Here is a 23,696-nt window from a genome sequence, read left to right as displayed (position 1 = left end):
GCACTCCGCCCGGCAATGCCAATGGGTCAGCGTCGGGTCAGGGGGCGCGGGCGATTTCCGTGGCGATGGCGGCACCAAGCCGGGCGTTGTTGAGGACAAGCGCGATGTTGGCCTGCAGCGACCGGCCCTCGGTCATCTCGAAGATGCGCGACAGCAGGAAGGGGGTCACCGCCTTGGCGGCGATGCCCTGTGCCGCGGCCTCGGCCAGTGCTGCTTCGATCACCGGCATGATCTCGGCCCGCGGGATTTCCGCCTCTGCCGGAATCGGGTTGGCAACCAGTTGCCCACCGGCAAGACCCAGCCGCGCGCGCATCCGGTGCGCCGCCGCGATCCCGGCAGCGCTGTCGATGCGGAGCGGCGCGGCAAGGCCGGAACTGCGCGACCAGAAGGCGGGGAACTCGTCCTGCCCCACGGCGATGACCGGCACGCCCTGCGTTTCCAGCACCTCGAGCGTCTTGGGGATGTCGAGGATCGCCTTGGCGCCCGCCGCCACCACCGTCACCGGGGTGCGGGCAAGCTCGGTCAGGTCGGCCGAGATGTCGAAGCTCGTCTCCGCTCCGCGGTGGACCCCGCCGATGCCACCCGTCGCGAAGACAGCGATCCCGGCAAGATGCGCGGCAATCATCGTCGCGGCGACTGTGGTGGCCCCGGTCCACCCTTGGGCCAGGCAGACGGCCAGGTCCGCGCGGCTGAGCTTCATCACGCCCTCCGCCCGCGCCAGCGTCTCCAGTTCCTCCCCGGTCAGGCCGATGTGCAGCCGCCCGCCCATCACCGCGATGGTGGCCGGCGTGGCGCCGCCCGCGCGCACCGCCGCCTCGACCTCCATCGCGGTCTGCAGGTTCTGCGGATACGGCATCCCGTGGGTGATGATCGTCGATTCGAGCGCGACGACCGGGGCGCCGCGGCGCTGTGCCTCGGCAACCTCGGGCGAAAGGGTCAGGGGCAGGTTGGTCATGATCCAGCATCTCCCGATACATAGCGGGCGGCCGCCTGAAGTGCGGACGCAAGGGCCGCGTCGCGGGCAAGGCCGCGCCGTTCGGCGACGATATGGGCGGCCATGAAGGTATCGCCGGCCCCGGTCACGCGGGCAACCGCAACCGGCGGCGGGGCTGCGGCGATCACCCCGTCCTGCGTGCCGTCGGCCGCCGGGCGTCCGCCGTCGGTGACCAGAACCCGGCGCGCGCCCTGCGCTACAAGGCCCGCCGCAGCCTCAGGCGCGCTGGCAAACCGCCGCTGGCACAGGATGCCCGCCTCTTCGAGGTTGACGTAAAGCGTGGCGTTAGCCAGCGGCAAAAGCGGCATCAGCCGTTCCGCCTTGCCGGGCGAGGCGGGCGCGATCCTGAGGTCGGCCTGCGCGAACGCGGGCGCGCGCGCGATGTCGGAGAGGAGCGCCAGCGTCAGGTTCCCGTCCAGCGCGATCGGCCCCGCCCACCAGGCGCCGGGCCGGCCCAGCGCCCCGTCCATGAGCGGCCGCAGGATCCGCTCCCCCGCCGCTTCCAGCGAATGGGCGTCCGCGATCGCCGCGACCAGGCCGTCCGCCCCCTCGACCGCCATGTAGCGGTCGGTCGGCAGGTCGGGCGCGCGGTGGATATGGCCGCAGTCGAGGCCCAGCCGCCCGGCTGCCGCCACCAGCTCATTCCCCTCGGCATCGCAGCCGACCGCGGTCAGGAGCGCGGGGCGTAGCCCGAACCGCGCCAGCGTCATCGCGATGTTCATCGCCACCCCGCCCGGCAGGCGGGTGATGCGGCCCGGCACGTCGGCGCCCGCGGCCATCGGGGCCGAGGTGCGCCCGATGATGTCCCACAGGACCGAGCCGATGCAGAGGATGTCGGGTTTCGCCGTCATGGCCGACCTTTGCCGCGAAACCGCCCCGCCCGCAAGATGTCCCGCCCGCAGCTTGCCGGACCGGCGACCGATGCCCCGGCGTCAGCCCCGCAGCGGGTAGCGGTCCGGCTCCTCGAACACGTCCACCGCCACGGTGCCGGCGCTGATGCGCGCCGAATGGACGGTGCCGGCAGGGATGTCATAGCTGTCGCCGGGTCCGTAGCGCCGGGTCACCCCGCCGATGGTGAACTCGATCCCGCCCTCGATCACGCTGCCCCACTGCGCGCCGTGGGAATGGGGCGGCAGGTCGAAATCCTTCAGGAAGGTGAAGAAGACGACAAGCCCCGCCTCCGACCGCACGGCGCTGGTCCGCACCGTGTCGTCGGGAAAGGGCAGGTCGAGCGCGGGGAAGGTGCGCATGAAGGCGGGAAGGGGCATGGTCGCTGTCCTTGTGATGCGGGAACGGCGCGGCGGTTCGTGCCTGCGCGCGGGCAGGATGCCCTCAGTGCGAGGGCGGAAGGAAGACCAGTTTGACGAAGGTGCGCAGAAGCAGGATCTGCCCCACGATCATCTTTGGCTCCCCCAGCGCGCGGCTCATCACCAGCCCGCCCTCGACCACGGTGTTGACCATGTCGGCCAGCGCGTCGAGGTCCACCGGCTCGCGCGGCGGATAGCTGCGCGCGATCTCCTCGAAGATCGCCCGGAACCGCGCGCGCCAGCCCAGGACCGCGCGCCTGTTCATCTCGCGCACCTCGGCGTCGAACAGGCGTTCCTGATAGGCGGCGGTGGCGACGATGCAGCCCGGATGCCCGTTCGGCATGTCGCCCAGCATCTCTGCCAGAAGCCGGAGCCCGATCAGCGTGGCATGCAGCGGATCGTCGCTGAGTTCGCGCGCCCGCGCCCAGAGATCGTCGAAGATCCGGTCCTCGACCTCGATGTGCCTCTCGATCAGCGCGCGGGCCAGCGCGTTCTTGTCGGGGAAGTGGTAGAAGAAGCCGCCCTTGGTGATCTCCGCCTCCGCCACGATCTCCTCGATCGAGGTCGCGTCGAAGCCCTTCACGAGGATCGCATCCTGCGCGATGTCCATGATGCGGGTCCGGGTCTGTTCGCCCCTGCCTGCGGCTTTCGTCATTCCGGTTCCTCCGTTTCTGCACCCGTGGTACAGTCCGGCCACGCGCGACGGGATCCGGCGCGGACGTGACCACAGTCAACGCACTGGCATCAAACGAAAAAAGAAATCCGCGTTTCCTGAACCGCGTGCCAACTAGGCCCAGCGGGCCCGGCTGGCTAGATGTCCGGCATCGAAAAAATGTATGGCACGGAGGACATCATGCCAATGAAAAAGACGCGCGACCTGATCGCACGGGCCGATCGCAGGCTCTGGCTGGCCGATGGCGGGCTGGAAACGACGCTGATCTTCCACGACGGGATCGACCTGCCGCATTTCGCCGCTTTCCCGCTTCTGGCGCGGGCGGAGGGGCGGCGCACGCTCGCCCGCTACTTCGAGGGCTACCTTGCCGAGGCGCGCCGTCACGGCGCGGGCTTCGTCCTCGATACCGCGACCTGGCGGTCGGGTTCCGGCTGGGGGGCGATCATGGGGCTCTCGCCCGAGGAGATCGATGCGGCGAACCGCGATGCCGTCGCCTTCGCCCGAGAGGTCATGGCCGCGCCCGCGGCGGCGGGGCTCGACATCCTGCTGAACGGGGTGGTTGGGCCGCATGGCGATGCCTATGCACCCGACCGGCTTCTCGACGCGCACGAGGCCGAGGCGGTGCACGAACGCCAGGTTCGCGTCCTTGCCGCTGCGGGGGTCGACCTGGTGACCGCGACGACGATCCCCAATGTCGCGCAGGGCGTCGGCATCGCGCGCGCGGCAGCGAAGGCCGGCGTGCCGGTCGCCGTTTCCTTCACCGTCGAGACCGACGGGCGCCTCGTCGACGGGCGGACCCCGGCCGAGGCGGTTGCGGAAACCGATGCGCAAACGCAGGGGCAGGTGGCCTGGTATGGCATCAACTGCGCCCACCCCGACCACTTCCGCGACGTTCTTGCGGGCGGCTGGACCGATCGATTGCGGATGGTCCGGGCCAATGCCTCGCGCAAGAGCCATGCGGAGCTGGACGATTCCACCGAGCTGGACGCCGGGAACCCGGGCGAGCTTGCCGACGATTACGCCGACCTGATGCGGCTGCTGCCGGCGCTGCGCATCCTCGGCGGCTGCTGTGGCACCGACACCCGCCACATCGGCGCCATCGGCCACCGCTGCAGCACCACGGCCTGGGCATGAAGGGGGACCGGACCATGCTGAGACATCTCGCAACCCGCTGGCGCGCGTCATTCCAGGCGCGTGACCAGCGTCGGGTGGTCGCCGACCTGCCGGCCCACCTCTTGCGCGACATCGGGCTGGGCGATGCCGTCGGTCAGCCGGATGTACTGCGCGCGGTCCTGCGGGGCGGCGGATGAGGGTGGCGATGCAAGACCCCACCCTTGGCCCCACCCATGGCCCCGTCCTGCGCCCCGCCCGGCGCGACGACGCCGCCGACCTCGCCCGCCTGGCCGACCTCGCGGGCGAGGGGCTTCCCCGGCACCTCTGGTCGCGGCTGGTCGAACCCGGCCAGAGCGTCTGGGATGTGGGGGCGGCGCGGGCGGCGCGCGACAGCGGCGCCTTCAGCTGGACAAACGCGCAGATTGCGGAACTGGAGGGCCGCGTCGCCGGTGCGATGATCGTCTATCCCATCGCCGGGACGCCCGGATCGGTGGACGATCTGCCGCCGCTGTTCCGGCCCCTGCAGGAACTTGAGAACCTCGTGCCCGGCACGACCTACATCAACATCCTTGCAACCTATCCCGACTTCCGCGGCAGGGGGGTCGCCACCGCGCTTGTCGCCGGGGTGGCCAAAGGGGCGGGGCCTGCGGGCCTGAGCCTCATCGTCGCCGACGGAAACCTCGGCGCGCGCGCCTTCTACGCCCGGCTCGGCTTTGTCGAGATGGCGCGGCGCGCGCTGGTCCGCGAGGACTGGGCGACCGACAGCCGCGCGTGGATCCTGCTCACGCGACCTGCCGGACCCCTTGCCAATCCCGGCGCCATGGGGTATATGCGCGCCACTTCACAGGCGAGGTGCGGGCTTTCGGGGGAGACATCCCCGGCGGTCCACCGGTTGGGGCAGGGGAAACCCTGCTCTGAAATCACCCCGCTCAGGCGCAAACCGGAAAGGAAAAGGCATGGCGCTTCCCGAATTTTCCATGCGTCAGCTTCTTGAAGCTGGCGTTCACTACGGCCACCAGACCCAGCGCTGGAATCCGCGCATGGCGGAATTCATCTATGGCGACCGCAACGGCATCCACATCATCGACCTGACGCAGACGGTGCCGATGCTCGACGCCGCGCTGAACGTCATCCGCGAGACGGTGGCCAAGGGCGGCCGCATCCTCTTCGTCGGCACCAAGCGGCAGGCTTCCAAGGCCATCGCCGAGGCCGCCGAGAAATGCGCGCAGTACTACATGAACCACCGCTGGCTCGGTGGCACGCTGACGAACTGGAAGACGGTGTCCCAGTCGATCCAGCGCCTCAAGCACATCGACGAGGTGATGGCCACGGGCGCCGAGGGCCTGACCAAGAAGGAACGCCTCGGCATGGAGCGCGAGCAGGCGAAGCTTCAGGCCTCGCTCGGCGGTATCCGCGAGATGGGCGGCCTTCCGGATCTTCTGTTCGTGATCGACGTGGGCAAGGAAGACCTCGCCATTCTCGAGGCGCAGAAGCTTGGCATCCCGGTCGTCGCGATCGTGGACACCAACTGCTCGCCCAAGGGTGTCGACTACGTCATCCCCGGCAACGACGACGCCTCGCGCGCGATCGCGCTTTACTGCGACCTCGTCAGCCGCGCCGCTCTTGACGGCATGTCGGCCCAGATGGGCGCCGCCGGCATCGACATCGGCGCGCTTGCCGAAGCGCCGAGCGAGGACGCGGCCGCCGAGGGCGCCGAGGCCTGAGCCGGGCAGGGGCCCCGGCCCCTCTTGCCAGTCATCCGGGCGGGGAACCTCCCCGCCTGTTCCCTTTCGACAAACAAGGAGAGCCACCATGGCGATCACCGCTCAGATGGTGAAGGAACTGCGTGATTCGACCGGCGCAGGCATGATGGATGCGAAGAAGGCGCTGACCGAGACCGACGGCAACATGGAAGCCGCCGTCGACTGGCTGCGCACCAAGGGCCTGGCCAAGGCCGCCAAGAAGTCGGACCGCGTCGCGGCCGAGGGCCTGGTGGGCATCGCCGTGAAGGACGGTCGCGGCGTCGCGATCGAGATCAACTCCGAAACCGACTTCGTCGCCAAGAACGCCGAGTTCCAGCAGATGGTGCGCGACATCACCGCGCTCGCGCTCCAGACCGCGGACAGCGTCGAGGTCCTGCGGGCCACGCACCTGAACGGCAAGCCGGTCGAAGAGGTCGTCACCGAGGCCATCGCGCGCATCGGCGAGAACATGAACCTGCGCCGCATGCACGCGCTCGAGGGCGATACGGTCGTGTCCTACGTCCACAACACCGCGGCCGAGGGCATGGGCAAGATCGGCGTGCTCGTCGCGCTGAACGGTCCGAAGGACAAGGCCGAGGCAATCGGCCGGCAGTTCGCCATGCACATCGCCGCGACCTCGCCGCTGGCGCTGTCCGAGGCCACGCTGGACCCGGCGCTGGTGGAGCGTGAACTGGCGGTTCAGACCCAGAAGGCGATGGAAGAAAACGCAGCCTCTGCCAAGCCAAAGCCGGACGCGGTGATCCAGAACAACATCATCCCCGGCCGGATGAAGAAGTTCCTGTCCGAGAACACGCTGCTTGGCCAGCAGTTCGTGATCAACCCCGACATCACCGTGGAACAGGCCGCCAAGGAAGCCGGCGTGGAGATCACCGGCTTTGCCCGCGTCGCCGTGGGCGAGGGGATCGAGAAGGAAAAGGAAGACTTCGCCGCCGAGGTCGCCAAGACCCGCGGCGCCTGAGCGTCCTCGACCGGACCGAAACCAAAGGGGGCGGCCGCGCGACGGCCGCCCCTTTCGCTTTTCGCGAAGGGCCCGGTCCGGCAAGAAGAAGGGCGCGCACCCCGGAAGATGCGCGCCCCTTGCCTTCGTGCCGCCCCGGTGGGGATAGGGTCGCCACGCGAGCCTTCGACCCCGCCGCACAACGCCGACAGGGCCTGCCCGTTCCGCCCCGGCAAATCCGGGATGGTCGGGGCGACGTTCCTGGCCGAAGCCACCACTCATGGAACAGCGCCATTGTGGCAGATTTCGCAAGCGGGGGAAGTATGGAATTCCTTACCACAACCAAGAGTTGATTTCGCTCGGCCCCTTGCGGACAGGCGTCCGGCCTCAGCCCGGGATCACGAAGATCTGGTTGTGGACCGACGCCTTGAGCACCGCCTGCGCCGTGGTCTCCACCGACAGCGATTCCCGCGCGAGGCGCAGGTGCTTCTCGATCGTTGCGGTGGTGACGCCCAGCAGCACGGCGATGTCCTGGATCGTCTTGCCGTCGCCCACCCATTCCAGCACCTCGCGCTGGCGCGGCGACAGCGGGCGGCGCGGCGCCACATAGGGCAGGGTGGTCAGCTTGAGATGCATGAGGCGGCAGAGAAACCCGATCTCCGGCCCGTGGGCGGCCCAGATCGCCTCGACATGGTCCTGGTCGCGGTCCAGCGCGCACAGACCGATGGCACCCTTCGTGCGCACCGAGGTGTCGCGGAAGCTGATCGAATAGCCGGCGCGGATGCCGTGGCGCTGGTTCAAGTCGATCACCCGCGCCTCCGCCTCGCTCAGCAGACCCGCGCGCGCCCGCTCTCCGATCAGCTTCCAGGAAGCGATGCCTTCGTTCTCCAGCGCCCACTTCACCATCGGCGCCTCCATGTAGAGGCCCGAGCGCACGAAGGCGTCGAGGTAGTCCTCCGAATGGTTGGACAGGACAAGGATATCCTCCTCCAGCCCGAGCGAGGAGGCGGTGCGCGACCGGGTGACACCATAAAGCACGCGGTCGAAGCCGTATTCCTGCGCGCACTGCACAAGCCGCTTCCAGACCTCGTCGATGGAGGACGTGTCCATCATCGCTTCGGCATGCGCCAGGAAACAGGAAGGCGGCCGCACGGATCAGGACCTCGGGGCAGGGCGATAGCAGAAGCACCGCCAACGCTCGGCTTCATCCATGCGACAGAAACCTCCGGCAAGAACCACGGTCACGAGTCACCGACACACCTCGCCGGCTTGCAAATCACAATTGATTGTTTCTGGCCCGAGTTCAATCACTTCCGCCGCGCCGCTGCCCCCTCACAGCCGGTTGACCGGAACCTTGAGATAGACGGTATCGTTATCCTCGGCCGGCGGCATCTGCCCGGCGCGCATGTTCACCTGCAGGGACGGGATGATCAGGCGCGGCATCCCCAGCGTCTTGTCGCGCGCGGTGCGCATCGTCACGAACTCCTCAATCGGCTTGCCGGCGCCGATGTGGACGTTCAGCGCCTTCTGTTCGGCAACCGTCGTTTCCCAGGCATATTCGGAGCGCCCCGGCGCCTTGTAGTCGTGGCCGACGAAGATGCGCGTCGCGTCGGGCAGGGCGAGGATGCGCTGGATCGAGTTGTAGAGATTCGCCGCCGATCCGCCCGGAAAGTCGCAGCGCGCGGTGCCGAAGTCGGGCATGAACAGCGTGTCGCCGACAAAGGCGCAATCCTCGATCACATAGGTCAGGCAGGCGGGCGTGTGGCCTGGCGTGTGCATGACCCGGCCCTGAAGCGCGCCGATCTGGAACGTGTCGCCTTCGGAGAACAGGCGGTCGAACTGGCTGCCGTCACGCTGGAACTCCGTCCCCTCGTTGAAGATCTTGCCGAAGGTGTCCTGCACCACGGTGATCATGGCGCCGATGCCGATCTTGCCGCCAAGGCGTTCCTGCAGGTAGGGCGCCGCCGACAGGTGGTCGGCGTGGACATGGGTTTCGAGGATCCAGACCGTTTCCAGCCCCTCGTCGCGGACATGCTCCACGATGCGGTCGGCAGAACGCGTGTCGGTCCGGCCCGAGGCATAGTCGAAGTCGAGGACCGAATCGATGATCGCGCAGGCCGTGCCGGCGGGATCGCGGACGACAAGGGACACGGTGTTCGTCGCCTCGTCGAAGAAGGCGGTCACATCGCAGGTCCGCTGGGCAGTGCGGGGCGCGTTCATGGAGAACTCCTTTTCCGGTCAAGGATAGGGGGCCGGTCCACGCATTTCAATGCGCGAATGTGTGTCCGGGCCGGCCGGGCAGGGCCTTCATGACCGCAACGCCGGAAAATGCGGGAAGCGCAGCCGCCTCAGCCGCGCGCGCCTTCCGCGGCGGCGCGGATGGCTGCGATGTTGGCGCCATAAGCGGCCGGATTGGCGACCGAACCGCCGGAAAAGACGCCTGAACCCGCGACCAGCACATCGGCACCCGCCGCTGCGACAAGGGGCGCGGTCCCGGTGGTGACGCCGCCGTCGATCTCGATATGGATGGGGCGGTCGCCGATCATCCGCCGCAGCGTCCTGACCTTGTCGGTCAGGTCCAGGAACTTCTGCCCGCCGAAGCCGGGGTTCACCGTCATCACGCAGACGAGGTCGACAAGGTCGAGAAGCTCTTCGGCCGCCGCTGCCGGGGTGCCGGGGTTCAGCGCGAGGCCAGCCTTTTTCCCTGTGGCTCGAATGGCTTGCAGTGTTCTGTGAATGTGCGGCCCGGCCTCGACATGGGCGGTGATGACATCCGCTCCGGCTTCGGCGAAGGCGGCGATGTAGGGATCGACCGGGGCGATCATCAGGTGAACGTCCATCACCGTGCGGATATGCGGGCGGATCGCCTTGCACATCGCCGGGCCGAAGGTCAGGTTCGGCACGAAATGGCCGTCCATCACGTCGACATGCACCCAGTCCGCGCCCTGATCCTCGATCGCGCGAATTTCCGCGCCGAAGTTGGCGAAATCGGCGGAGAGGATCGAGGGCGCGATCTTGATCTTGCGGTCGAAGGGCATGGCGGGCTCCTGTGCGGGGACTGTGTTTCCTCTAACGCCAAGGGGCGCCGGGGTCCAGTGACGGCATGGCTTCGGCCGGTTGCTGTCTTTATTTTACATAATACCGATTATCGGATAATCGCATGAACCCGATCCGTCCCTCACTCAAGCCCTGCCGGCGGTGACAAGGCCACCGGAACGCCCCCCCGCCAGACCCCCCTGAGCCGAAGCCCGGGATCGAGATGGACGAAATCCGCGGCACGGTCCAACCGCAGCGCACCATGGGCGCCGTCAAGCCCGGCCACGCGCGCCGGCAGCGCCGTGGCCATCGCCAGCGCCCGCGCCAGGCCCAGCCCGACATCGCGCGTCATCACCCGGAGCGCGCCCGCCAGGTCAAGATCGGCGCCCGCCAGCGTTCCGTCGGCCAGCGTCAGCCGGCCACCGGCACGCGTGATCTCGCGCCCGTTGAGCGTGAAGCGCGTGATCGACGATCCCGCGGGCGCCATCGCGTCGGAGACGAGGAAGACCGAGCCCGGTCCGCGCTTGGCTGCCAGCGCGGCGCGGATCGCGGCCGGATGGACATGGATGCCGTCCGCGATCAGCCCGACACTGAGCGCACCGCAGTCCAGCGCCGCGCCCACGAGCCCCGGCTCGCGGTTGCCAAGCTGGCTCATCGCGTTGAAAAGATGGGTGACGACGCGCGCGCCCGCCGCCGCCGCGGCCAGGGAGGCGGCGTGGCTTGCGTCGGAATGGCCCAGTGACACCAGAACACCCGCGCGCGCCAGCGCCGCGATCTGATCGGGCGTCACGCTTTCTGGCGCCAGCGTGACCATGAGCCGCGGCAAGCGTCGGGCGGCATCCGCCAGGAACGCCAGGTCCGCCTCCCCCATCGGCCGGATCAGCGCGGGGTCATGCGCCCCCTTGCGGGCAATCGACAGGTGCGGCCCCTCCAGATGCAGCCCGGCGATGCCCGCGACACCCGCCGCCACGGCGGCCTCGACCGCGTCGACGGTGGCGCGGGTCTGTCCGGGCGTGTCGGTGATGAGCGTCGGCAGGATGGCGGTCGCGCCCAGCCCCGCATGCGCCGCCGCCATCCGCGCCAGTGTCTCGACCGTCGGCGCGTCGTTCAGCATGATCCCGTCGCCGCCGTTCACCTGCAGATCGACGAAGCCCGGCGCGATGGTGCCGGGGCCAAGGTCCACCACCCGGACACCGCGCGGCGCGGCGGGTTCGACCGCCCGTACCCGCCCGCCCTCGACGATCAGCGCACCGGGGCCAAGGGTGGTGCCGTCGAAGATATGAGAAGCGATGAAAGCCAAGGTATTCATATGGTTTCCGTCACTTTCTTCAGGTGCCGCGGGGTGTCGGGATCAATCCCGCGTGCCCGCGCTACGGCCTCCACCATGGCGTAGAAACTGACGATCAGCGCCAGCGGATCGGTCAGCGGATGATTGGTCCTGACGGCGGGCAGCGCAGTGGCCCGCCGCACCAGGCCCGAGGTGACGAACACCCGTGCCCCCTTCCCCGCCATCGCCTCCGCTATCTCGACGACAGCCGTTTCGGCCGCATCCGCCGCGGCGAAGGCGAGGACCGGGAAGTCGTCCTCGACGATCGACACCGGCCCGTGCAGCACCTCGGCCGAGGAATAGCTTTCGGCGTGGATGCGGCAGGTTTCCTTGAACTTCAGCGCCGCCTCCCCCGAGATCGCGAAGGATGGCCCCCGCCCGATGGTGTAGAGCGATCCGACCTCGCACATGACATCGGCCAGCGGCGACCAGTCGGCGCGGGTCGCAGCCTCGAGCCGGTCGGGCAGCGCGGCGATCGCGGCCAGAAGCGGCGCGTCGCCCGCCCACTCAGCGATAAGCGCGAGCCCGGCCACCGCAGACGTCACGAAGGTTTTCGTTGCCGCAACAGAGAGTTCCGGGCCGGCGTGAATGTCCAGAACTGCCTCCGCCGCAAGGGCGAGCGGTGAGGCGGGATCGTTCGTCACCGCAACTGCCAGCGCTCCCGCTGCCCGTGCCGCGCGCGTCAGTTCGACGATGTCCGGGCTTTTCCCCGACTGCGAGACGGCGAGGCAGAGCGCGCCGCCAAGTTTCAGTTTCGCCCCGTAGATCGAGGCGACCGAGGGCCCGATCGAGGCGACCGGCAGCCCCAGCGTCAGTTCGGCGGCGTATTTCAGGTAGCTGCAGGCGTGGTCGGAGGAGCCGCGCGCCACCGTCGCGATGAAGGCGGGGTCGCGGTCGCGGGCGGCCTGCGCCGCCTTGCGGATCGCCGGGCCGCCCCGGTCCAGAAGCCGCGCCACCGCCTCGGGGATCTCGCGCACCTCGCGCTGCATCAGGCTTGTCGTCATGTCGGCTGCTCCGGGATGCGCAGTTCGGCCACGAAGTCGTAGGCGTCGCCGCGGTATAGCGATCGGGTAAATTCGGCGACCCGCCCCTCGGGCAGGTAGGAGATGCGTTCGATCTTCAGCCCCGCCGCGCCCGCGGGCAGGCCGAGAAGGGCCGCGTCGGCTTCGGCAAGGTTGACCGCCGAGATCTTCTGGATCGCGCGGACCGGTCGCAGCCCCGCCTGCCCCAGCACCTCGTAAAGCGACTGGGTCACGGCCAGCGGATTGGGCAGGATGTCGGGCGGGAGCGAGGCGCGTTCGACCGCCATCGGCCGCCCATCGGCCAGCCTCAGCCGCGCCAGCCGCGCCACCTGGTCGTCGGCGCCAAGGCCAAGGGCGACGACCTCGTCCGGTGAGGGCATGAACATTCCCCGCTCAAGCCATTGGGAAACCGAGGAAAGACCGCGCCGGGCCATATCCTCGGAAAAGGACGTCAGCCGCGACAGCGACTGTTCCACCCGCGGGCGGCCGGGCGCGATGTAGGACCCGGACCCCTGCCGCTGCACCACCATGCCCTTGTCGGCCAGTTCGGCGATCGCCTTGCGCACGGTCACGCGCGACAGTTCGGTCAGCGCGGCGATGTCGCGTTCGGGTGGCAGCGGCGTGTCGGGGGGCAGGATGCCGTCGGCCACCCCCGCCTCGATCCGCTTGCGCAGCTGGACGTAGAGCGGCCCGCCGGTGGGGCTGAGCCAGCGTTCGGGGTCGAGGAACTCGGTGATGGTCATGGGCACCCCTCCGCCCGCGCAAGGATCAGCGCCCCGTCCAGCGCGCTCCCCTGCGGCGCGCGCAGGCCGGAGGCCATGCCGGGGGGCAGCCAGCGGGCATAGGCGGGGCCGACCCCGCCCATCAGGCAAAGAGACTCTCCGGCGGCGTGGCCGAGCGCCGTCAGGCAGGCGGCGATGTATCCGGCCCCTTCCGCCATCAGCGCCGCGGCGACGGCATCGCCCGCCTCGGCCGCCGCGACGACGCGGGGGGCGAGCGTGGCGAAATCGGCCGCCGTCGCCGTGGCAGAGAAGAAGACGATCCCCGCGCCGGTGCCGCCGTGATCGGCCAGCACGGCGCGGGTCAGGCCGGAATGCGGGCGCAGGCCGTCGATGGCCAGCATCACCTCCTCCAGCAGGCGGCGGCCCAGCCGCGCGCCCGAGGCCTGGTCGCCGATCGGAAGTCCCCAGCCGCCCAGTACGCGGATCCCCGTGTCCGACTGCCGGCCGACGAAGGACCCGGTGCCGATGGCCGCGACCGCGCCGGTCTGTGCGCCGAGCGCGCCGGCGATGGTGGTTGGCTGGTCGTCCGTGACGGTGACGTCGCGCATCGGCAGCGCCGCGGCCACGCGCGCGGCCATGTCGGGCGTCATCACGCCGGCCAGGCCGACATGGGCGCGCGCGGCGGCGAGCGCGCCGGGCGGCAGCCCAGCCTGCGTCGCCAGCCCGGACAGGAGCCCGGCAATCGTGCCCATCGCCTCGTCAAAGCGCATGGCGTTGGCGGGGCCGCCGCGCATCTCGACCCGCCGGCCTGCAAAAAGCAATGCCGCGCGGCAGGACGTGCCGCCGCCGTCGATCCCGATGATGAGGTCCGGTGACTGAGTCATGTGAATACCTATATAATACCTGTGCGACCAATGAAAGCTGATTTCGCGTCAGATATGCGGATTTCAGTTGGAATATACGGCGTTCATGAGACCTCTCAGAAAAGGTATGGACAAAAGGTATTAGATAGGTATTGTGACTGAAACGGGAGGATTCGCATGGCGCTGCCACGCACCGAAAGCCTGCATCCCGATGCCGGGGGCATCGACGCCCTGCCCGGCGCCGAGGTGCTGCGCCGTCTTCTGGGCGGCCAGCAGGCCGCACTCGCGGCGGTGGAGCCGGCGATTCCCGCGCTGGAGGCGGCGGCCGACCTGATGGCGGCGGGCCTGCGCGCGGGCGGGCGGCTTGTCTACGCCGGGGCTGGGTCGTCGGCGCTGATGGCGATGGCCGACGGGCTGGAATTGCCCGGCACCTATGGCGTGGACCCCGGCCGGATCGTGATCCTGATGGCGGGCGGGATGCCGCGCGACGGGCGCATGGCGGGCGATACCGAGGACGACACGGCCGAGGCGCTGGCGGCGGCGGGCACGATCCGGGCGGGCGACGTGGTGATCGCGGTCGCGGCCTCCGGTGCGACGCCCTACCCCATGGTCATCGCGCGGGAGGCGCGTGCGCGCGGCGCCAGCGTCATTGCGATCGCCAACAACCCCGGCGCCCCCCTTTTCGCGCTGGCCGATGTGGCGGTCTGCCTGCCGACCCCGCCCGAGGTGATCGCCGGGTCCACCCGGATGGGTGCCGGCACGGCGCAGAAGGCGGCACTCAACCTCGCCTCGACGCTGATGGGGATCCGGCTGGGCCAGGTTCACGACGGCATGATGGTGGGCCTGGTCGCCGACAACGCCAAGCTGCGCGGCCGCGCCCGGGGCATGGTGGAGCGCATCGCGGGCTGCGACGGCGCGGCTGCGGGGGCCGCGCTTGCAGCTGCGGGCGGCGCGGTCAAGCCGGCCGTTCTGATCGCCCGCGGCCTGTCGCCCGATGCGGCGCGCGAACTTCTTGACAGTTGCGACGGATACCTGCGCGCCGCGCTGGCGCGCATCAACGACCCCGGCCGGAACGCCCGGCCGGACCAAACCAACCATGGGAGTGAGAGATGAGACAAGGCAGACTGACAGCGCAAGGCGGATTGGCGGGGCTGATGCTGACCACGGCCCTGATCGCGACCGGGGTTGCGGCGCAGGACGTGACGCTGACGATCGAAAGCTGGCGCAACGACGACCTTTCGATCTGGCAGGACCAGATCATCCCGGCCTTCGAGGCCGCGAATCCCGGCATCAAGGTGGAGTTCACCCCCTCGGCGCCGGCGGAATACAACGCCGTCCTGAACTCCAAGCTCGATGCCGGCACCGCGGGCGATCTCATCACCTGCCGGCCCTTCGACGCTTCGCTGGCGCTTTATGACGGCGGCAAGCTGGCGGACCTCTCGGGCCTCGCCGCGATGGCCAACTTCTCCGACGTGGCGAAGTCGGCCTGGCAGACCGACGACGGGGCGCACACCTTCTGCGTGCCGATGGCGAGCGTCATCCACGGCTTCATCTACAACAAGGACGCCTTCGCCGAACTGGGGATCGAGGTTCCGGCGACGGTCGACGAGTTCTTCGCCGCCCTCGACAAGATCAAGGAAGACGGCACCTACATCCCGATGGCGATGGGCACCAACGACCAGTGGGAAGCGGCCACGATGGGCTACAACAACATCGGCCCGAACTACTGGAAGGGCGAGGAAGGCCGGCGCGCGCTGATCGAAGGCAGCCAGAAGCTGACCGACGAGCCCTGGGTGGAACCCTATCGGCAACTCGCGCGCTGGGGCGCCTATCTGGGCGACGGGTTCGAGGCGCAGACCTATCCCGACAGCCAGAACCTCTTCACGCTTGGCCGCGCGGCGATCTATCCGGCCGGTTCCTGGGAGATCTCGGGCTTCAACGCGCAGGCCGAGTTCGAGATGGGCGCCTTCCCGCCGCCGGTCGTCAACGCCGGCGACAACTGCTACATCTCCGACCACACCGACATCGCCATCGGCCTCAATGCGGCGAGCCCGAACGCCGCGGCTGCGCGCACCTTCCTCGAATGGGTGGGATCGGCGGAATTCGCGAGCCTTTACGCCAACGCGCTGCCCGGCTTCTTCTCGCTCAACTCCGCCCCGGTGGAGATGGCCGATCCGCTGGCGCAGGAGTTCGTGTCCTGGCGCGGCAAATGCGCCTCGACGATCCGTTCGACCTACCAGATCCTGTCGCGCGGCACGCCCAACCTCGAGAACGAGACCTGGAACGCCTCGGCCAACGTGATCCGCGGCGCCGAGACGCCCGAGGATGCGGCGGCGCGGCTGCAGGCGGGGCTTGCCTCCTGGTACGCGCCGCAGAAGTGAGGGGTTTCGCCCGCGGATGCGGGCGACCCGGGCGGGGGGCTGTCTGCCCCCCGCCCCCCCCGAGAGTACTTGAGCCAGACTGAAAGGAATGAAGCCCGATGGCGAGCCGTTCCCGCCTCCATGTCGCCGTCTTCCTGGCGCCCGCGGTCCTTGTCTATACTGCGGTGATGATCTGGCCGCTTTTCAACACCTTGCGGCTTTCCCTTTATGTCGAGGCGGATGGCGTGCGGAGCTTTGCGGGGCTGGCGAACTTCGCCACGCTCTTTGGCGATCCGCGCTGGTCGGAGGCGTTCTGGAACGCGCTTGGCAACAATTTCTGGTTCTTTGTCGTTCACATGCTGGTGCAGAACCCGATCGGCGTCGCGCTGGCCGCGATCCTGTCGCATCCCCGCCTGCGCTTCGCGGCCCTCTACCGTTCGGCGATCTTCATCCCGACGATCCTCTCTTTCGTCATCGTCGGCTTTGCCTGGAAGCTGATCCTGTCGCCGATCTGGGGCATCGCGCCGGGGATCCTGGACGCGGTCGGGCTGAAGGCGCTGTTCGCACCCTGGCTCGGGCGCGAGGAATATGCGCTGACGACGCTGGCGCTGATCTCGGTCTGGCAGTTCGTGGGCATCCCGATGATGCTGATCTATGCGGCCCTCCTCTCGATCCCGGAGGAGATCCTGGAGGCGGGCGAGATCGACGGCATCACCGGCTGGTCGGCCTTCTGGCGGATCAAGCTGCCGCTGATCCTGCCTTCGATCGGGATCATCTCGATCCTGACCTTCGTCGGCAACTTCAACGCCTTCGACCTGATCTATGCGGCGCAGGGCGCGCTTGCCGGGCCGGATTTCTCGACCGATATCCTCGGCACCTTCCTCTATCGCACCTTCTTCGGGTTCCAGTTGCAGCTTGGCGATCCGCACATGGGATCGGCCATCGCCACGGCCATGTTCGCGATCATCCTGGCGGGCGTCTGCATCTACCTTTTCGCCATCCAGACGCGCATGCGGCGCTACCAGTTCTGAGGGGGGACCATGCACAAGGCACGTCACAATCCCCTGAACTCCATCGCGGCGCATGCGGCGCTCCTGACCTGGACGGCGATCGCCCTGTTTCCGGTGACGGTGATCCTCGTCAACTCGTTCAAGACCCGCAAGGCGATCTTCCGCGAGCCGCTGGCGCTGCCGGACGCCGAAAGCTTCTCGATGGTGGGATACCAGACGGTGATGAAGCAGGGGGATTTCTTCCTCTACTTCCAGAACTCGATGATCGTCACGGTGGCCTCGCTGTTCCTGATCCTGCTTTTCGGGGCGATGGCGGCCTTTGCGCTGTCCGAATACCGCTTTCGCGGCAACACGCTGATGGGGCTTTACCTGGCGCTCGGCATCATGATCCCGATCCGGATCGGCACGGTGGCGATCCTGGAGCTGATGGTGGACACCGGGCTGGTGAACACGCTGGCGGCGCTGATCCTCGTCTACACCGCGCAAGGTCTGCCGCTGGCGGTCTTCATCCTGAGCGAGTTCATGCGGCAGGTCTCCGACGACCTGAAGAACGCCGGGCGCATCGACGGGATGAGCGAATACGCGATCTTCTTCCGGCTGGTGCTGCCGCTGGTGCGGCCGGCCATGGCGACCGTGGCCGTCTTCAACATGATCCCGATCTGGAACGACCTCTGGTTCCCGCTGATCCTGGCGCCGGGTGAGGCCACGAAGACGCTGACGCTGGGTTCCCAGGTCTTCATCGGGCAGTTCGTCACCGACTGGAACGCGGTTCTTTCGGCGCTGAGCCTCGCGATCCTGCCGGTGCTGGTGCTTTACGTCATCTTCTCGCGGCAACTGATCCGCGGCATAACCTCGGGGGCGGTGAAATGAGAGTGCTGATTGCCGGGCTTGGCAACATGGGGATGAGCCATGCGCTGGCCCATCACAATCACCCCGGGGCGGAGATCGCGGCGCTGGTGAACCGCAGCGCGGTCCCCCTGCCCCCGGAGTTGCGATCCTATCCGCTTTACAAGGACTTCCGTGAGGCTCTTGAGGCTGTGAAGCCGACGCTTGCGGTGATCGCCACCTATTCCGACAGCCATGCGGACTATGCCTGCGCCGCGATGGAGGCGGGCGCGCATGTCTTTGTCGAGAAGCCGCTGGCGACCACGGTCGCGGATGCCCGCCGCGTGGTCGACTGCGCGAAGGCCAACGGGCGCAAGCTGGTGGTGGGCTACATCCTGCGCCACCACCCGTCGTGGCAGCGGCTGATCGCGGAGGCGCGCGGGATGGGTGGACCTTACGTGTTCCGCCTGAACCTGAACCAGCAGTCGAAGGGTGCCACCTGGGAAACCCACAAGGCGCTGATGCAGACGACGCCGCCGATCGTCGACTGCGGGGTGCATTACGTCGACGTGATGTGCCAGATCACCGACGCGCGCCCGGTGCGGGTGCATGGCGTGGGCCTGCGGCTTTCCGACGAGATTGCCGAAGACATGTACAATTACGGGCAGTTCCAGGTCGTCTTTGAAGACGGCTCCGTCGGCTGGTACGAGGCCGGCTGGGGCCCGATGATGTCCGAGGTCGCCTATTTCGTGAAGGACGTGATCTCTCCGAACGGGTCGGTGTCGATCCTGTCGGGAATGCATCCCGAAAGCGACAGCGTCGAGGGGCATACCAGGGTCGGCGCGCTGCGCATCCACCGCGCGTCGGGGGGCGACAGCGACGTGACCTTCGAGGGCGAGCCGGGCCACCAGGCGCTGTGCGACGCCGAGCAGGATTTCATCCTGCGCGCCATCGCCGGCGACATCGACCTGACGCGCCACATGGAGGATGCCGTCACCTCGCTCGCCATCTGTCTTGCCGCCGACGAAAGCATTCGCAGCGGCCGCGCCGTCACATTGTAGGGCTTCGGGGTAGAACTTCGGGATGACCGCACTTCTTCTTGAAAACGTTCATAAATCGTTCGGCACCGTTCAGGTGCTCAAGGATATCGGGCTGGAGGTGGCGGATGGCGAGTTCATCGTCTTCGTCGGGCCGTCGGGCTGCGGCAAGTCCACGCTCCTCAGGGTGATCGCGGGGCTTGAGGACGTGAGCGCGGGCCGCGTCTCGATCGGCGGGCGCGACGTGACCGCGACGCCGCCGGCGAAGCGCGGCATCGCCATGGTGTTCCAGTCCTACGCGCTTTACCCCCATCTCGACGTCGAGGGGAACATGGCGCTGGGGCTGAAGCAGGCGGGCGAGGATCGCAAGGTCATCGCCGAGCGGATCGCCATGGCGACGCGGATGCTGTCGCTGGAACCCTACCTCAAGCGGCGCCCTTCGGAACTGTCGGGCGGGCAGCGGCAGCGGGTGGCGATCGGGCGGGCGATCGTGCGCAAGCCCGACCTGTTCCTCTTCGACGAGCCGCTGTCGAACCTTGACGCCGCGCTCCGGATGGCGACGCGGGTCGAGATCGCGCGGCTCCACCGCGAACTTGGCGCCAGCATGATCTACGTCACCCACGACCAGACAGAGGCAATGACGCTGGCCAACCGCATCGTCGTGCTGAGGGACGGACGGATCGAGCAGGTGGGCAGCCCGATGGAGCTTTACAACGACCCGGCCAACCGTTTCGTCGCGGGCTTCATCGGCGCGCCGTCGATGAATTTCCTCAAGGCCGGGCCGCTGGGCGCGCCGGGGGCGGAACTGGGGATCCGGCCCGAAACGCTGCGGGTGGCGGCCGAGGGGCCGATCCGCGGCACGGTCACCCATGTCGAGCGGCTGGGAAGCGACACCAACCTGCTGGTCGTGACCCCGACGGAGGAGACGGTGACGGTGCGCCTTTTCGGGCAGCACGACCACCGCGTCGGCGAAGAAATCGCACTCGATTTCGACCGCGCGCGGGCCTTGTCCTTCGACGCCGGGGGAAAGCGTCTGCGCCACTGACTTGGCCCTTGCGCAAGGGTGTGAAGCCCCCTATTCCCCGGCCATGACCCAGCATGACCGCCTTCTCATCATCGACTTCGGCAGTCAGGTGACGCAGCTGATCGCGCGGCGCCTGCGGGAGCTGAACGTCTACTGCGAAATCCACCCCTACAACCGCGTTGACGAGGCCTTCCTGCGCGCCTTCGCGCCGAAGGCGGTGATCTTCTCGGGCGGCCCCGCCTCGGTCTACTGGCAGGATGCGCCGATGCCGCCGAAGGGCGTGTTCGAGCTTGGCGTGCCGATCCTTGGAATCTGCTACGGCCAGCAGGTGATGATGCATTGCCTCGGCGGCCATGTCGAAGGCGGCCACGGCACGGCGGAATTCGGCCGCGCCTTCGTGACCCCCGCCGCCGAGCGGCTGCCGCTTCTGGAGGGCTGGTTCGAGGGGGGCACCGAGCAGGTCTGGATGAGCCACGGCGACCACGTGTCGAAGATCGCGCCGGGGTTCCGGGTCTACGGCACCTCTCCCAACGCGCCCTTTGCGATCACCGCGGACCCCGAGCGCCACTTCTACGCGGTGCAGTTCCACCCCGAGGTGCACCACACCCCCAAGGGCGCGAAGCTTTACGAGAATTTCGTGCGTCTGGCCGGGTTCAAGGGCGACTGGACCATGGGCGCCTACCGCGAAGAGGCGATCCGCAAGATCCGGGAGCAGGTGGGCGATGCCAAGGTGATCTGCGGGCTGTCGGGCGGTGTGGATAGCTCGGTCGCCGCCGTCCTGATTCATGAGGCGATCGGCGACCAGCTCACCTGCGTCTTCGTCGACCACGGGCTGCTCAGGCTTGGCGAGGCGGAACAGGTCGTCACCATGTTCCGCGACCACTACAACATGCCGCTGATCCATGCCGACGAGAGCGACCTGTTCCTTGGCGCGCTCGAAGGCGTCTCCGACCCCGAGGTGAAGCGCAAGACCATCGGCCGGCTTTTCATCGACGTGTTCCAGAAGCACGCGACCGAGGTGGGCGGGGCGCAATTCCTCGCGCAGGGGACGCTTTACCCAGACGTGATCGAAAGCGTCAGCTTTTCCGGCGGGCCCTCGGTCACGATCAAGAGCCACCACAATGTCGGCGGCCTGCCGGAAAAGATGGGCCTGAAGCTGGTCGAACCGCTGCGGGAACTGTTCAAGGACGAGGTCCGCGCGCTGGGGCGCGAACTTGGCCTGCCGCAGTCCTTCATCGGCCGCCACCCCTTCCCCGGCCCCGGCCTTGCCATCCGCTGCCCCGGCGAGATCACCCGCGAAAAGCTCGACATCCTGCGCCGGGCGGACGCGGTCTATATCGACCAGATCCGCCGCCACGGCCTTTACGACGAGATCTGGCAGGCCTTCGCGGCGATCCTGCCGATGCGGACCGTGGGCGTGATGGGCGACGGGCGCACCTATGACTACGCGCTCGCGCTCAGGGCGGTGACGAGCGTGGACGGCATGACCGCCGACTACTACCCCTTCACGCACGACTTCCTGGGTGAGACAGCGACGCGGATCATCAACGAGGTCAAGGGGATCAACCGCGTCTTCTACGACTGCACCTCGAAGCCGCCGGGCACGATCGAACTTGAATGACGCATGAAAAGCCCCGGAAAAACCGGGGCTTTTTGTGATTGTGCGATTGGATTTCCGCAGGGGCGCGGCCCTGCGCGGCTCAGGCTGCGGCGTCCTGCGCGGCCGCGGTCCATTCCGCGGCGATCTGGTCGGCCGTCTTGAACTGGCGTTCGGGATCGGTTGCGTACCACGCCTTGTAGTATTCCAAGCCGCTTTCATGCCCCTCCTGTGTGAACGCCTGCAAGGCGTCGGTCACCCAGACGAGATTGAACCCTTTCTGGAAGGCATCGCCCGAGGTGTGGCGGCAGCAGCAGTCCGTGTGCAGGCCGGTGATGTAGAGCGTGTCGATCCCGCGCGCCCGGAGAACGGACTCCATGTTCGAACTCTGGAAGCCGCTGTAGGTCGTTTTCGGGATCGACAGATCGCCCGGCTGGGGAGCGAGTTCCGACACGATCTCCGCCCACTCCGAACCTTTCATGGAATGCGGGGGCCACTTCTTCATCTCAAGGTCGTCGGGCGTATGGCAGTCGGTCGAGTAGACCACGGTCACGCCGGTCTTGCGGCCGGCATCAAGAAGGCGCTGCAACGGCGCCAGAATGCCCTTGGCGCGCTCCCGGTAATCGGGTCCGCCGGCGTCGGCAATGAAGCCTCCCTCCTCCACGAAGTCCCTGGCCATGTCGACAAGGATAATCGCACAGCGCGTCGGTATTACGTCTGACATCGTCTCTATCCTCCCTATTTGTTAGCCTACTAACATTCGCAATCTAACAATAGCGCGCGATTCCGCGCAACATAATTTTGCGTGGCAAGCAAGGGATTGCTTGGCAGGAAGGTTCGCTATGCGTTCTTCGCCGCCGCCGTCTCCACCAGTTTCAGGCAGACCTGCGTCGCCAGGCCCATGTCCTGAACCGAGATCCATTCGAGCGGCCCGTGGATGTTCTGCATCCCGGTGAAGATGTTGGGGCACGGCACCCCCATTTCGGTCAGGCGCGAGCCGTCGGTGCCGCCGCGGATCGGGACCGAGACCGGCTCCACCCCCAGCGCGCGGGCGGCGGTGCGCGCGAGTTCCACCGGGCGCATGTCCTTTTCCAGCCAGTAGCGCATGTTGCGGTACTGCGGGCGGATCTCGCAGGTGATCTCGGCGCGCGGTTCGGTCGCGGCGACGGTTTCGCAGACCTGCCGCAAAAGCGCGCCCTTGGCGCCAAGGCCGTCCAGTTCGAAATCGCGCAGGATGAACTTCATCGTCGCTTCTGCGGCGGTTCCCTTCATCTCGTAAAGCATGAGGAACCCTTCGCGCCCCTCGGTCGTCTCGGGCGTCATCGTCGCCTGAGGCAGCGTCTGGGCGATCTTCGCGGTCAGGTGCAGCGCGTTCACCAGCTTGTCCTTGGCGGTGCCGGGGTGGATCGACACGCCCTTCACCGTCACCGTGGCGCCGTCGGCCGAAAAGCTTTCGTACTCGATCTCACCCACCGCGGCGCCGTCGAACGTATAGGCGAAGTCCGCGCCCAGATCCTTGGGCAGGCGCGCGTCGACGCCGCGGCCGATCTCCTCATCCGGGGTGAAGGCGATGCGGATGGGGCCGTGCGGGATCTCCGGATGGGCAAGCAGGTGGCGAGCGGCGGTCATGATGATCGCGACGCCCGCCTTGTCGTCCGCGCCCAGAAGCGTGGTGCCGCTGGCGGTGACGATGTCGTGCCCGTGCTTCGTGCCGAGATAGGGAAACTCCTCCGGCGTCATCATCAGGCCGGGCGCGTCGGGATAGGTCACCGGGCCGCCGTTGTAGTTGCGGATCACGCGTGGCTTGACGCCGGTGGCGTTGAAGGCCGGCGCCGTGTCGACATGGGCCAGAAGGCCGATGACCGGGCCTTCGGCGGTGCCGGGAATGGTGGCCAGCACCGCGCCGTAATCGGTCAGGCGGGCGTGATGGGCGCCGATCTCGCCCAGTTCCTCGACCAGGAGCCGTTGCAGCACAAGCTGGACCGGGGTCGAGGGCGAACCCGTCGCCTCCTCGTCGCTTTGGGTGTCGATACCGGCGTAGCGCACCAGCCTTTCTTCCAGTTCGCGGTCGAATTCGGTCCTCATC

The 23,696-nt window shown here is 68.0% G+C and carries 25 protein-coding genes; 12 read left to right on the top strand and 13 right to left on the bottom strand.

Annotation, left to right across the window (positions count from 1 at the left end):
- Nucleotides 1-37: 37 nt before the first annotated feature.
- From N5I32_RS04840 to N5I32_RS04825, 4 genes are all read right to left on the bottom strand, one after another.
- A complete protein-coding gene (locus tag N5I32_RS04840) occupies nucleotides 38-955 on the bottom strand; it encodes a pseudouridine-5'-phosphate glycosidase (RefSeq protein WP_261494260.1) in 918 nt (305 codons plus the stop codon).
- Nucleotides 952-1,845 carry a PfkB family carbohydrate kinase gene (locus N5I32_RS04835; RefSeq protein WP_261494259.1) on the bottom strand — a complete coding sequence of 298 codons (894 nt, stop codon included), beginning with the start codon at nucleotides 1,843-1,845 and terminating at the stop codon, nucleotides 952-954. The genes N5I32_RS04840 and N5I32_RS04835 overlap by 4 nt, the downstream gene beginning before the upstream one ends.
- 81 nt (nucleotides 1,846-1,926) lie before the next feature.
- Complete coding sequence (locus N5I32_RS04830) at nucleotides 1,927-2,262, bottom strand: cupin domain-containing protein (protein WP_261494258.1); 336 nt, start codon at nucleotides 2,260-2,262, stop codon at nucleotides 1,927-1,929.
- A 64-nt stretch (nucleotides 2,263-2,326) separates the two neighbouring features.
- A complete protein-coding gene (locus tag N5I32_RS04825) occupies nucleotides 2,327-2,956 on the bottom strand; it encodes a TetR/AcrR family transcriptional regulator (RefSeq protein ID WP_261494257.1) in 630 nt (209 codons plus the stop codon).
- 198 nt (nucleotides 2,957-3,154) lie between these two features.
- Between N5I32_RS04825 and N5I32_RS04820 the strand changes: the two genes are divergently transcribed.
- The 5 genes from N5I32_RS04820 to tsf all read left to right on the top strand — a co-directional run bounded on the left by N5I32_RS04820 (nucleotide 3,155) and on the right by tsf (nucleotide 6,808).
- On the top strand, nucleotides 3,155-4,108 hold the full coding sequence (locus tag N5I32_RS04820; RefSeq protein ID WP_261494256.1) for a homocysteine S-methyltransferase family protein: 954 nt from the start codon (nucleotides 3,155-3,157) through the stop codon (nucleotides 4,106-4,108).
- Nucleotides 4,109-4,122: 14 nt separating this feature from the next.
- Nucleotides 4,123-4,284, top strand: coding sequence for a DUF1127 domain-containing protein (locus N5I32_RS04815; protein ID WP_261494255.1), 162 nt, complete (start codon nucleotides 4,123-4,125; stop codon nucleotides 4,282-4,284).
- Between the two features lie 8 nt (nucleotides 4,285-4,292).
- The gene (locus N5I32_RS04810) at nucleotides 4,293-5,081 is read left to right on the top strand and encodes a GNAT family N-acetyltransferase (RefSeq protein ID WP_261494254.1); all 789 of its coding nucleotides are present in this window, start codon (nucleotides 4,293-4,295) and stop codon (nucleotides 5,079-5,081) included.
- Nucleotides 5,044-5,811 (top strand): 30S ribosomal protein S2, encoded by a 768-nt coding sequence (gene rpsB, locus N5I32_RS04805; protein WP_261494253.1) that lies wholly within the window; start codon nucleotides 5,044-5,046, stop codon nucleotides 5,809-5,811. The genes N5I32_RS04810 and rpsB overlap by 38 nt, the downstream gene beginning before the upstream one ends.
- 88 nt (nucleotides 5,812-5,899) lie before the next feature.
- Nucleotides 5,900-6,808: a translation elongation factor Ts gene (tsf, locus tag N5I32_RS04800; protein ID WP_261494252.1), complete on the top strand. Its 909-nt coding sequence runs from the start codon at nucleotides 5,900-5,902 to the stop codon at nucleotides 6,806-6,808.
- A gap of 366 nt (nucleotides 6,809-7,174) precedes the next feature.
- Here the strand turns inward: tsf and N5I32_RS04795 are convergent, their stop codons facing one another.
- From N5I32_RS04795 to N5I32_RS04765, 7 genes are all read right to left on the bottom strand, one after another.
- Complete coding sequence (locus tag N5I32_RS04795) at nucleotides 7,175-7,897, bottom strand: LuxR family transcriptional regulator (RefSeq protein ID WP_261494251.1); 723 nt, start codon at nucleotides 7,895-7,897, stop codon at nucleotides 7,175-7,177.
- Nucleotides 7,898-8,119: 222 nt separating this feature from the next.
- A complete protein-coding gene (locus N5I32_RS04790; protein ID WP_261494250.1) occupies nucleotides 8,120-9,007 on the bottom strand; it encodes an MBL fold metallo-hydrolase in 888 nt (295 codons plus the stop codon).
- Nucleotides 9,008-9,135: 128 nt separating this feature from the next.
- Nucleotides 9,136-9,825, bottom strand: coding sequence for a ribulose-phosphate 3-epimerase (gene rpe / locus N5I32_RS04785; RefSeq protein WP_261494249.1), 690 nt, complete (start codon nucleotides 9,823-9,825; stop codon nucleotides 9,136-9,138).
- A gap of 140 nt (nucleotides 9,826-9,965) precedes the next feature.
- Nucleotides 9,966-11,132 (bottom strand): N-acetylglucosamine-6-phosphate deacetylase, encoded by a 1,167-nt coding sequence (nagA, locus tag N5I32_RS04780; RefSeq protein WP_261494248.1) that lies wholly within the window; start codon nucleotides 11,130-11,132, stop codon nucleotides 9,966-9,968.
- Nucleotides 11,129-12,154: an SIS domain-containing protein gene (locus N5I32_RS04775; protein ID WP_261494247.1), complete on the bottom strand. Its 1,026-nt coding sequence runs from the start codon at nucleotides 12,152-12,154 to the stop codon at nucleotides 11,129-11,131. Before N5I32_RS04775 ends, nagA begins: the two co-directional genes overlap by 4 nt.
- The gene (locus N5I32_RS04770; protein ID WP_261494246.1) at nucleotides 12,151-12,915 is read right to left on the bottom strand and encodes a GntR family transcriptional regulator; all 765 of its coding nucleotides are present in this window, start codon (nucleotides 12,913-12,915) and stop codon (nucleotides 12,151-12,153) included. Before N5I32_RS04770 ends, N5I32_RS04775 begins: the two co-directional genes overlap by 4 nt.
- Nucleotides 12,912-13,778: a glucosamine kinase nucleotide-binding domain-containing protein gene (locus N5I32_RS04765; RefSeq protein WP_261494245.1), complete on the bottom strand. Its 867-nt coding sequence runs from the start codon at nucleotides 13,776-13,778 to the stop codon at nucleotides 12,912-12,914. Before N5I32_RS04765 ends, N5I32_RS04770 begins: the two co-directional genes overlap by 4 nt.
- 156 nt (nucleotides 13,779-13,934) lie before the next feature.
- On the opposite strand from N5I32_RS04765, the gene N5I32_RS04760 reads away from it, so the two are divergent.
- The 7 genes from N5I32_RS04760 (at nucleotide 13,935) to guaA (ending at nucleotide 21,634) form a co-directional block, all read left to right on the top strand.
- Complete coding sequence (locus N5I32_RS04760; protein ID WP_261494244.1) at nucleotides 13,935-14,870, top strand: N-acetylmuramic acid 6-phosphate etherase; 936 nt, start codon at nucleotides 13,935-13,937, stop codon at nucleotides 14,868-14,870.
- A 41-nt stretch (nucleotides 14,871-14,911) separates the two neighbouring features.
- Entirely contained in the window at nucleotides 14,912-16,138 is a 1,227-nt protein-coding gene (locus N5I32_RS04755; protein ID WP_261495927.1) for an ABC transporter substrate-binding protein, read from the top strand.
- Nucleotides 16,139-16,236: 98 nt separating this feature from the next.
- Complete coding sequence (locus N5I32_RS04750; protein WP_261494243.1) at nucleotides 16,237-17,148, top strand: carbohydrate ABC transporter permease; 912 nt, start codon at nucleotides 16,237-16,239, stop codon at nucleotides 17,146-17,148.
- A 9-nt stretch (nucleotides 17,149-17,157) separates the two neighbouring features.
- The gene (locus N5I32_RS04745) at nucleotides 17,158-17,997 is read left to right on the top strand and encodes a carbohydrate ABC transporter permease (protein WP_261494242.1); all 840 of its coding nucleotides are present in this window, start codon (nucleotides 17,158-17,160) and stop codon (nucleotides 17,995-17,997) included.
- A complete protein-coding gene (locus tag N5I32_RS04740) occupies nucleotides 17,994-19,013 on the top strand; it encodes a Gfo/Idh/MocA family protein (protein ID WP_261494241.1) in 1,020 nt (339 codons plus the stop codon). The genes N5I32_RS04745 and N5I32_RS04740 overlap by 4 nt, the downstream gene beginning before the upstream one ends.
- A 22-nt stretch (nucleotides 19,014-19,035) precedes the next feature.
- Entirely contained in the window at nucleotides 19,036-20,034 is a 999-nt protein-coding gene (locus tag N5I32_RS04735; protein ID WP_261494240.1) for an ABC transporter ATP-binding protein, read from the top strand.
- Between the two features lie 43 nt (nucleotides 20,035-20,077).
- Entirely contained in the window at nucleotides 20,078-21,634 is a 1,557-nt protein-coding gene (guaA, locus tag N5I32_RS04730; RefSeq protein WP_261494239.1) for a glutamine-hydrolyzing GMP synthase, read from the top strand.
- A gap of 79 nt (nucleotides 21,635-21,713) precedes the next feature.
- Here guaA and N5I32_RS04725 read toward each other — a convergent pair whose 3' ends face one another.
- A complete protein-coding gene (locus tag N5I32_RS04725; protein WP_261494238.1) occupies nucleotides 21,714-22,334 on the bottom strand; it encodes a cysteine hydrolase family protein in 621 nt (206 codons plus the stop codon).
- A gap of 116 nt (nucleotides 22,335-22,450) precedes the next feature.
- Nucleotides 22,451-23,695 (bottom strand): peptidase T, encoded by a 1,245-nt coding sequence (gene pepT / locus N5I32_RS04720; RefSeq protein WP_261494237.1) that lies wholly within the window; start codon nucleotides 23,693-23,695, stop codon nucleotides 22,451-22,453.
- Nucleotide 23,696: the final 1 nt, after the last annotated feature.

The organism is Albidovulum sediminis (assembly GCF_025380365.1).
GTDB classification, from domain to species: domain Bacteria; phylum Pseudomonadota; class Alphaproteobacteria; order Rhodobacterales; family Rhodobacteraceae; genus Albidovulum; species Albidovulum sediminis.
Note: the sequence above shows the minus strand (reverse complement) of the source record. Positions and strands in the feature narration are given on the sequence as shown.

Bases quoted from the DNA above. Each gene is read 5' to 3' on its own strand.
- N5I32_RS04840 (WP_261494260.1), bottom strand. From the start codon at position 955: ATGACCAACCTGCCCCTGACCCTTTCGCCCGAGGTTGCCGAGGCACAG.
- N5I32_RS04835 (WP_261494259.1), bottom strand. From the start codon at position 1,845: ATGACGGCGAAACCCGACATCCTCTGCATCGGCTCGGTCCTGTGGGAC.
- N5I32_RS04830 (WP_261494258.1), bottom strand. From the start codon at position 2,262: ATGCCCCTTCCCGCCTTCATGCGCACCTTCCCCGCGCTCGACCTGCCC.
- N5I32_RS04825 (WP_261494257.1), bottom strand. From the start codon at position 2,956: ATGACGAAAGCCGCAGGCAGGGGCGAACAGACCCGGACCCGCATCATG.
- N5I32_RS04820 (WP_261494256.1), top strand. From the start codon at position 3,155: ATGCCAATGAAAAAGACGCGCGACCTGATCGCACGGGCCGATCGCAGG.
- N5I32_RS04815 (WP_261494255.1), top strand. From the start codon at position 4,123: ATGCTGAGACATCTCGCAACCCGCTGGCGCGCGTCATTCCAGGCGCGT.
- N5I32_RS04810 (WP_261494254.1), top strand. From the start codon at position 4,293: ATGCAAGACCCCACCCTTGGCCCCACCCATGGCCCCGTCCTGCGCCCC.
- rpsB (WP_261494253.1), top strand. From the start codon at position 5,044: ATGGCGCTTCCCGAATTTTCCATGCGTCAGCTTCTTGAAGCTGGCGTT.
- tsf (WP_261494252.1), top strand. From the start codon at position 5,900: ATGGCGATCACCGCTCAGATGGTGAAGGAACTGCGTGATTCGACCGGC.
- N5I32_RS04795 (WP_261494251.1), bottom strand. From the start codon at position 7,897: ATGGACACGTCCTCCATCGACGAGGTCTGGAAGCGGCTTGTGCAGTGC.
- N5I32_RS04790 (WP_261494250.1), bottom strand. From the start codon at position 9,007: ATGAACGCGCCCCGCACTGCCCAGCGGACCTGCGATGTGACCGCCTTC.
- rpe (WP_261494249.1), bottom strand. From the start codon at position 9,825: ATGCCCTTCGACCGCAAGATCAAGATCGCGCCCTCGATCCTCTCCGCC.
- nagA (WP_261494248.1), bottom strand. From the start codon at position 11,132: ATGAATACCTTGGCTTTCATCGCTTCTCATATCTTCGACGGCACCACC.
- N5I32_RS04775 (WP_261494247.1), bottom strand. From the start codon at position 12,154: ATGACGACAAGCCTGATGCAGCGCGAGGTGCGCGAGATCCCCGAGGCG.
- N5I32_RS04770 (WP_261494246.1), bottom strand. From the start codon at position 12,915: ATGACCATCACCGAGTTCCTCGACCCCGAACGCTGGCTCAGCCCCACC.
- N5I32_RS04765 (WP_261494245.1), bottom strand. From the start codon at position 13,778: ATGACTCAGTCACCGGACCTCATCATCGGGATCGACGGCGGCGGCACG.
- N5I32_RS04760 (WP_261494244.1), top strand. From the start codon at position 13,935: ATGGCGCTGCCACGCACCGAAAGCCTGCATCCCGATGCCGGGGGCATC.
- N5I32_RS04755 (WP_261495927.1), top strand. From the start codon at position 14,912: ATGCTGACCACGGCCCTGATCGCGACCGGGGTTGCGGCGCAGGACGTG.
- N5I32_RS04750 (WP_261494243.1), top strand. From the start codon at position 16,237: ATGGCGAGCCGTTCCCGCCTCCATGTCGCCGTCTTCCTGGCGCCCGCG.
- N5I32_RS04745 (WP_261494242.1), top strand. From the start codon at position 17,158: ATGCACAAGGCACGTCACAATCCCCTGAACTCCATCGCGGCGCATGCG.
- N5I32_RS04740 (WP_261494241.1), top strand. From the start codon at position 17,994: ATGAGAGTGCTGATTGCCGGGCTTGGCAACATGGGGATGAGCCATGCG.
- N5I32_RS04735 (WP_261494240.1), top strand. From the start codon at position 19,036: ATGACCGCACTTCTTCTTGAAAACGTTCATAAATCGTTCGGCACCGTT.
- guaA (WP_261494239.1), top strand. From the start codon at position 20,078: ATGACCCAGCATGACCGCCTTCTCATCATCGACTTCGGCAGTCAGGTG.
- N5I32_RS04725 (WP_261494238.1), bottom strand. From the start codon at position 22,334: ATGTCAGACGTAATACCGACGCGCTGTGCGATTATCCTTGTCGACATG.
- pepT (WP_261494237.1), bottom strand. From the start codon at position 23,695: ATGAGGACCGAATTCGACCGCGAACTGGAAGAAAGGCTGGTGCGCTAC.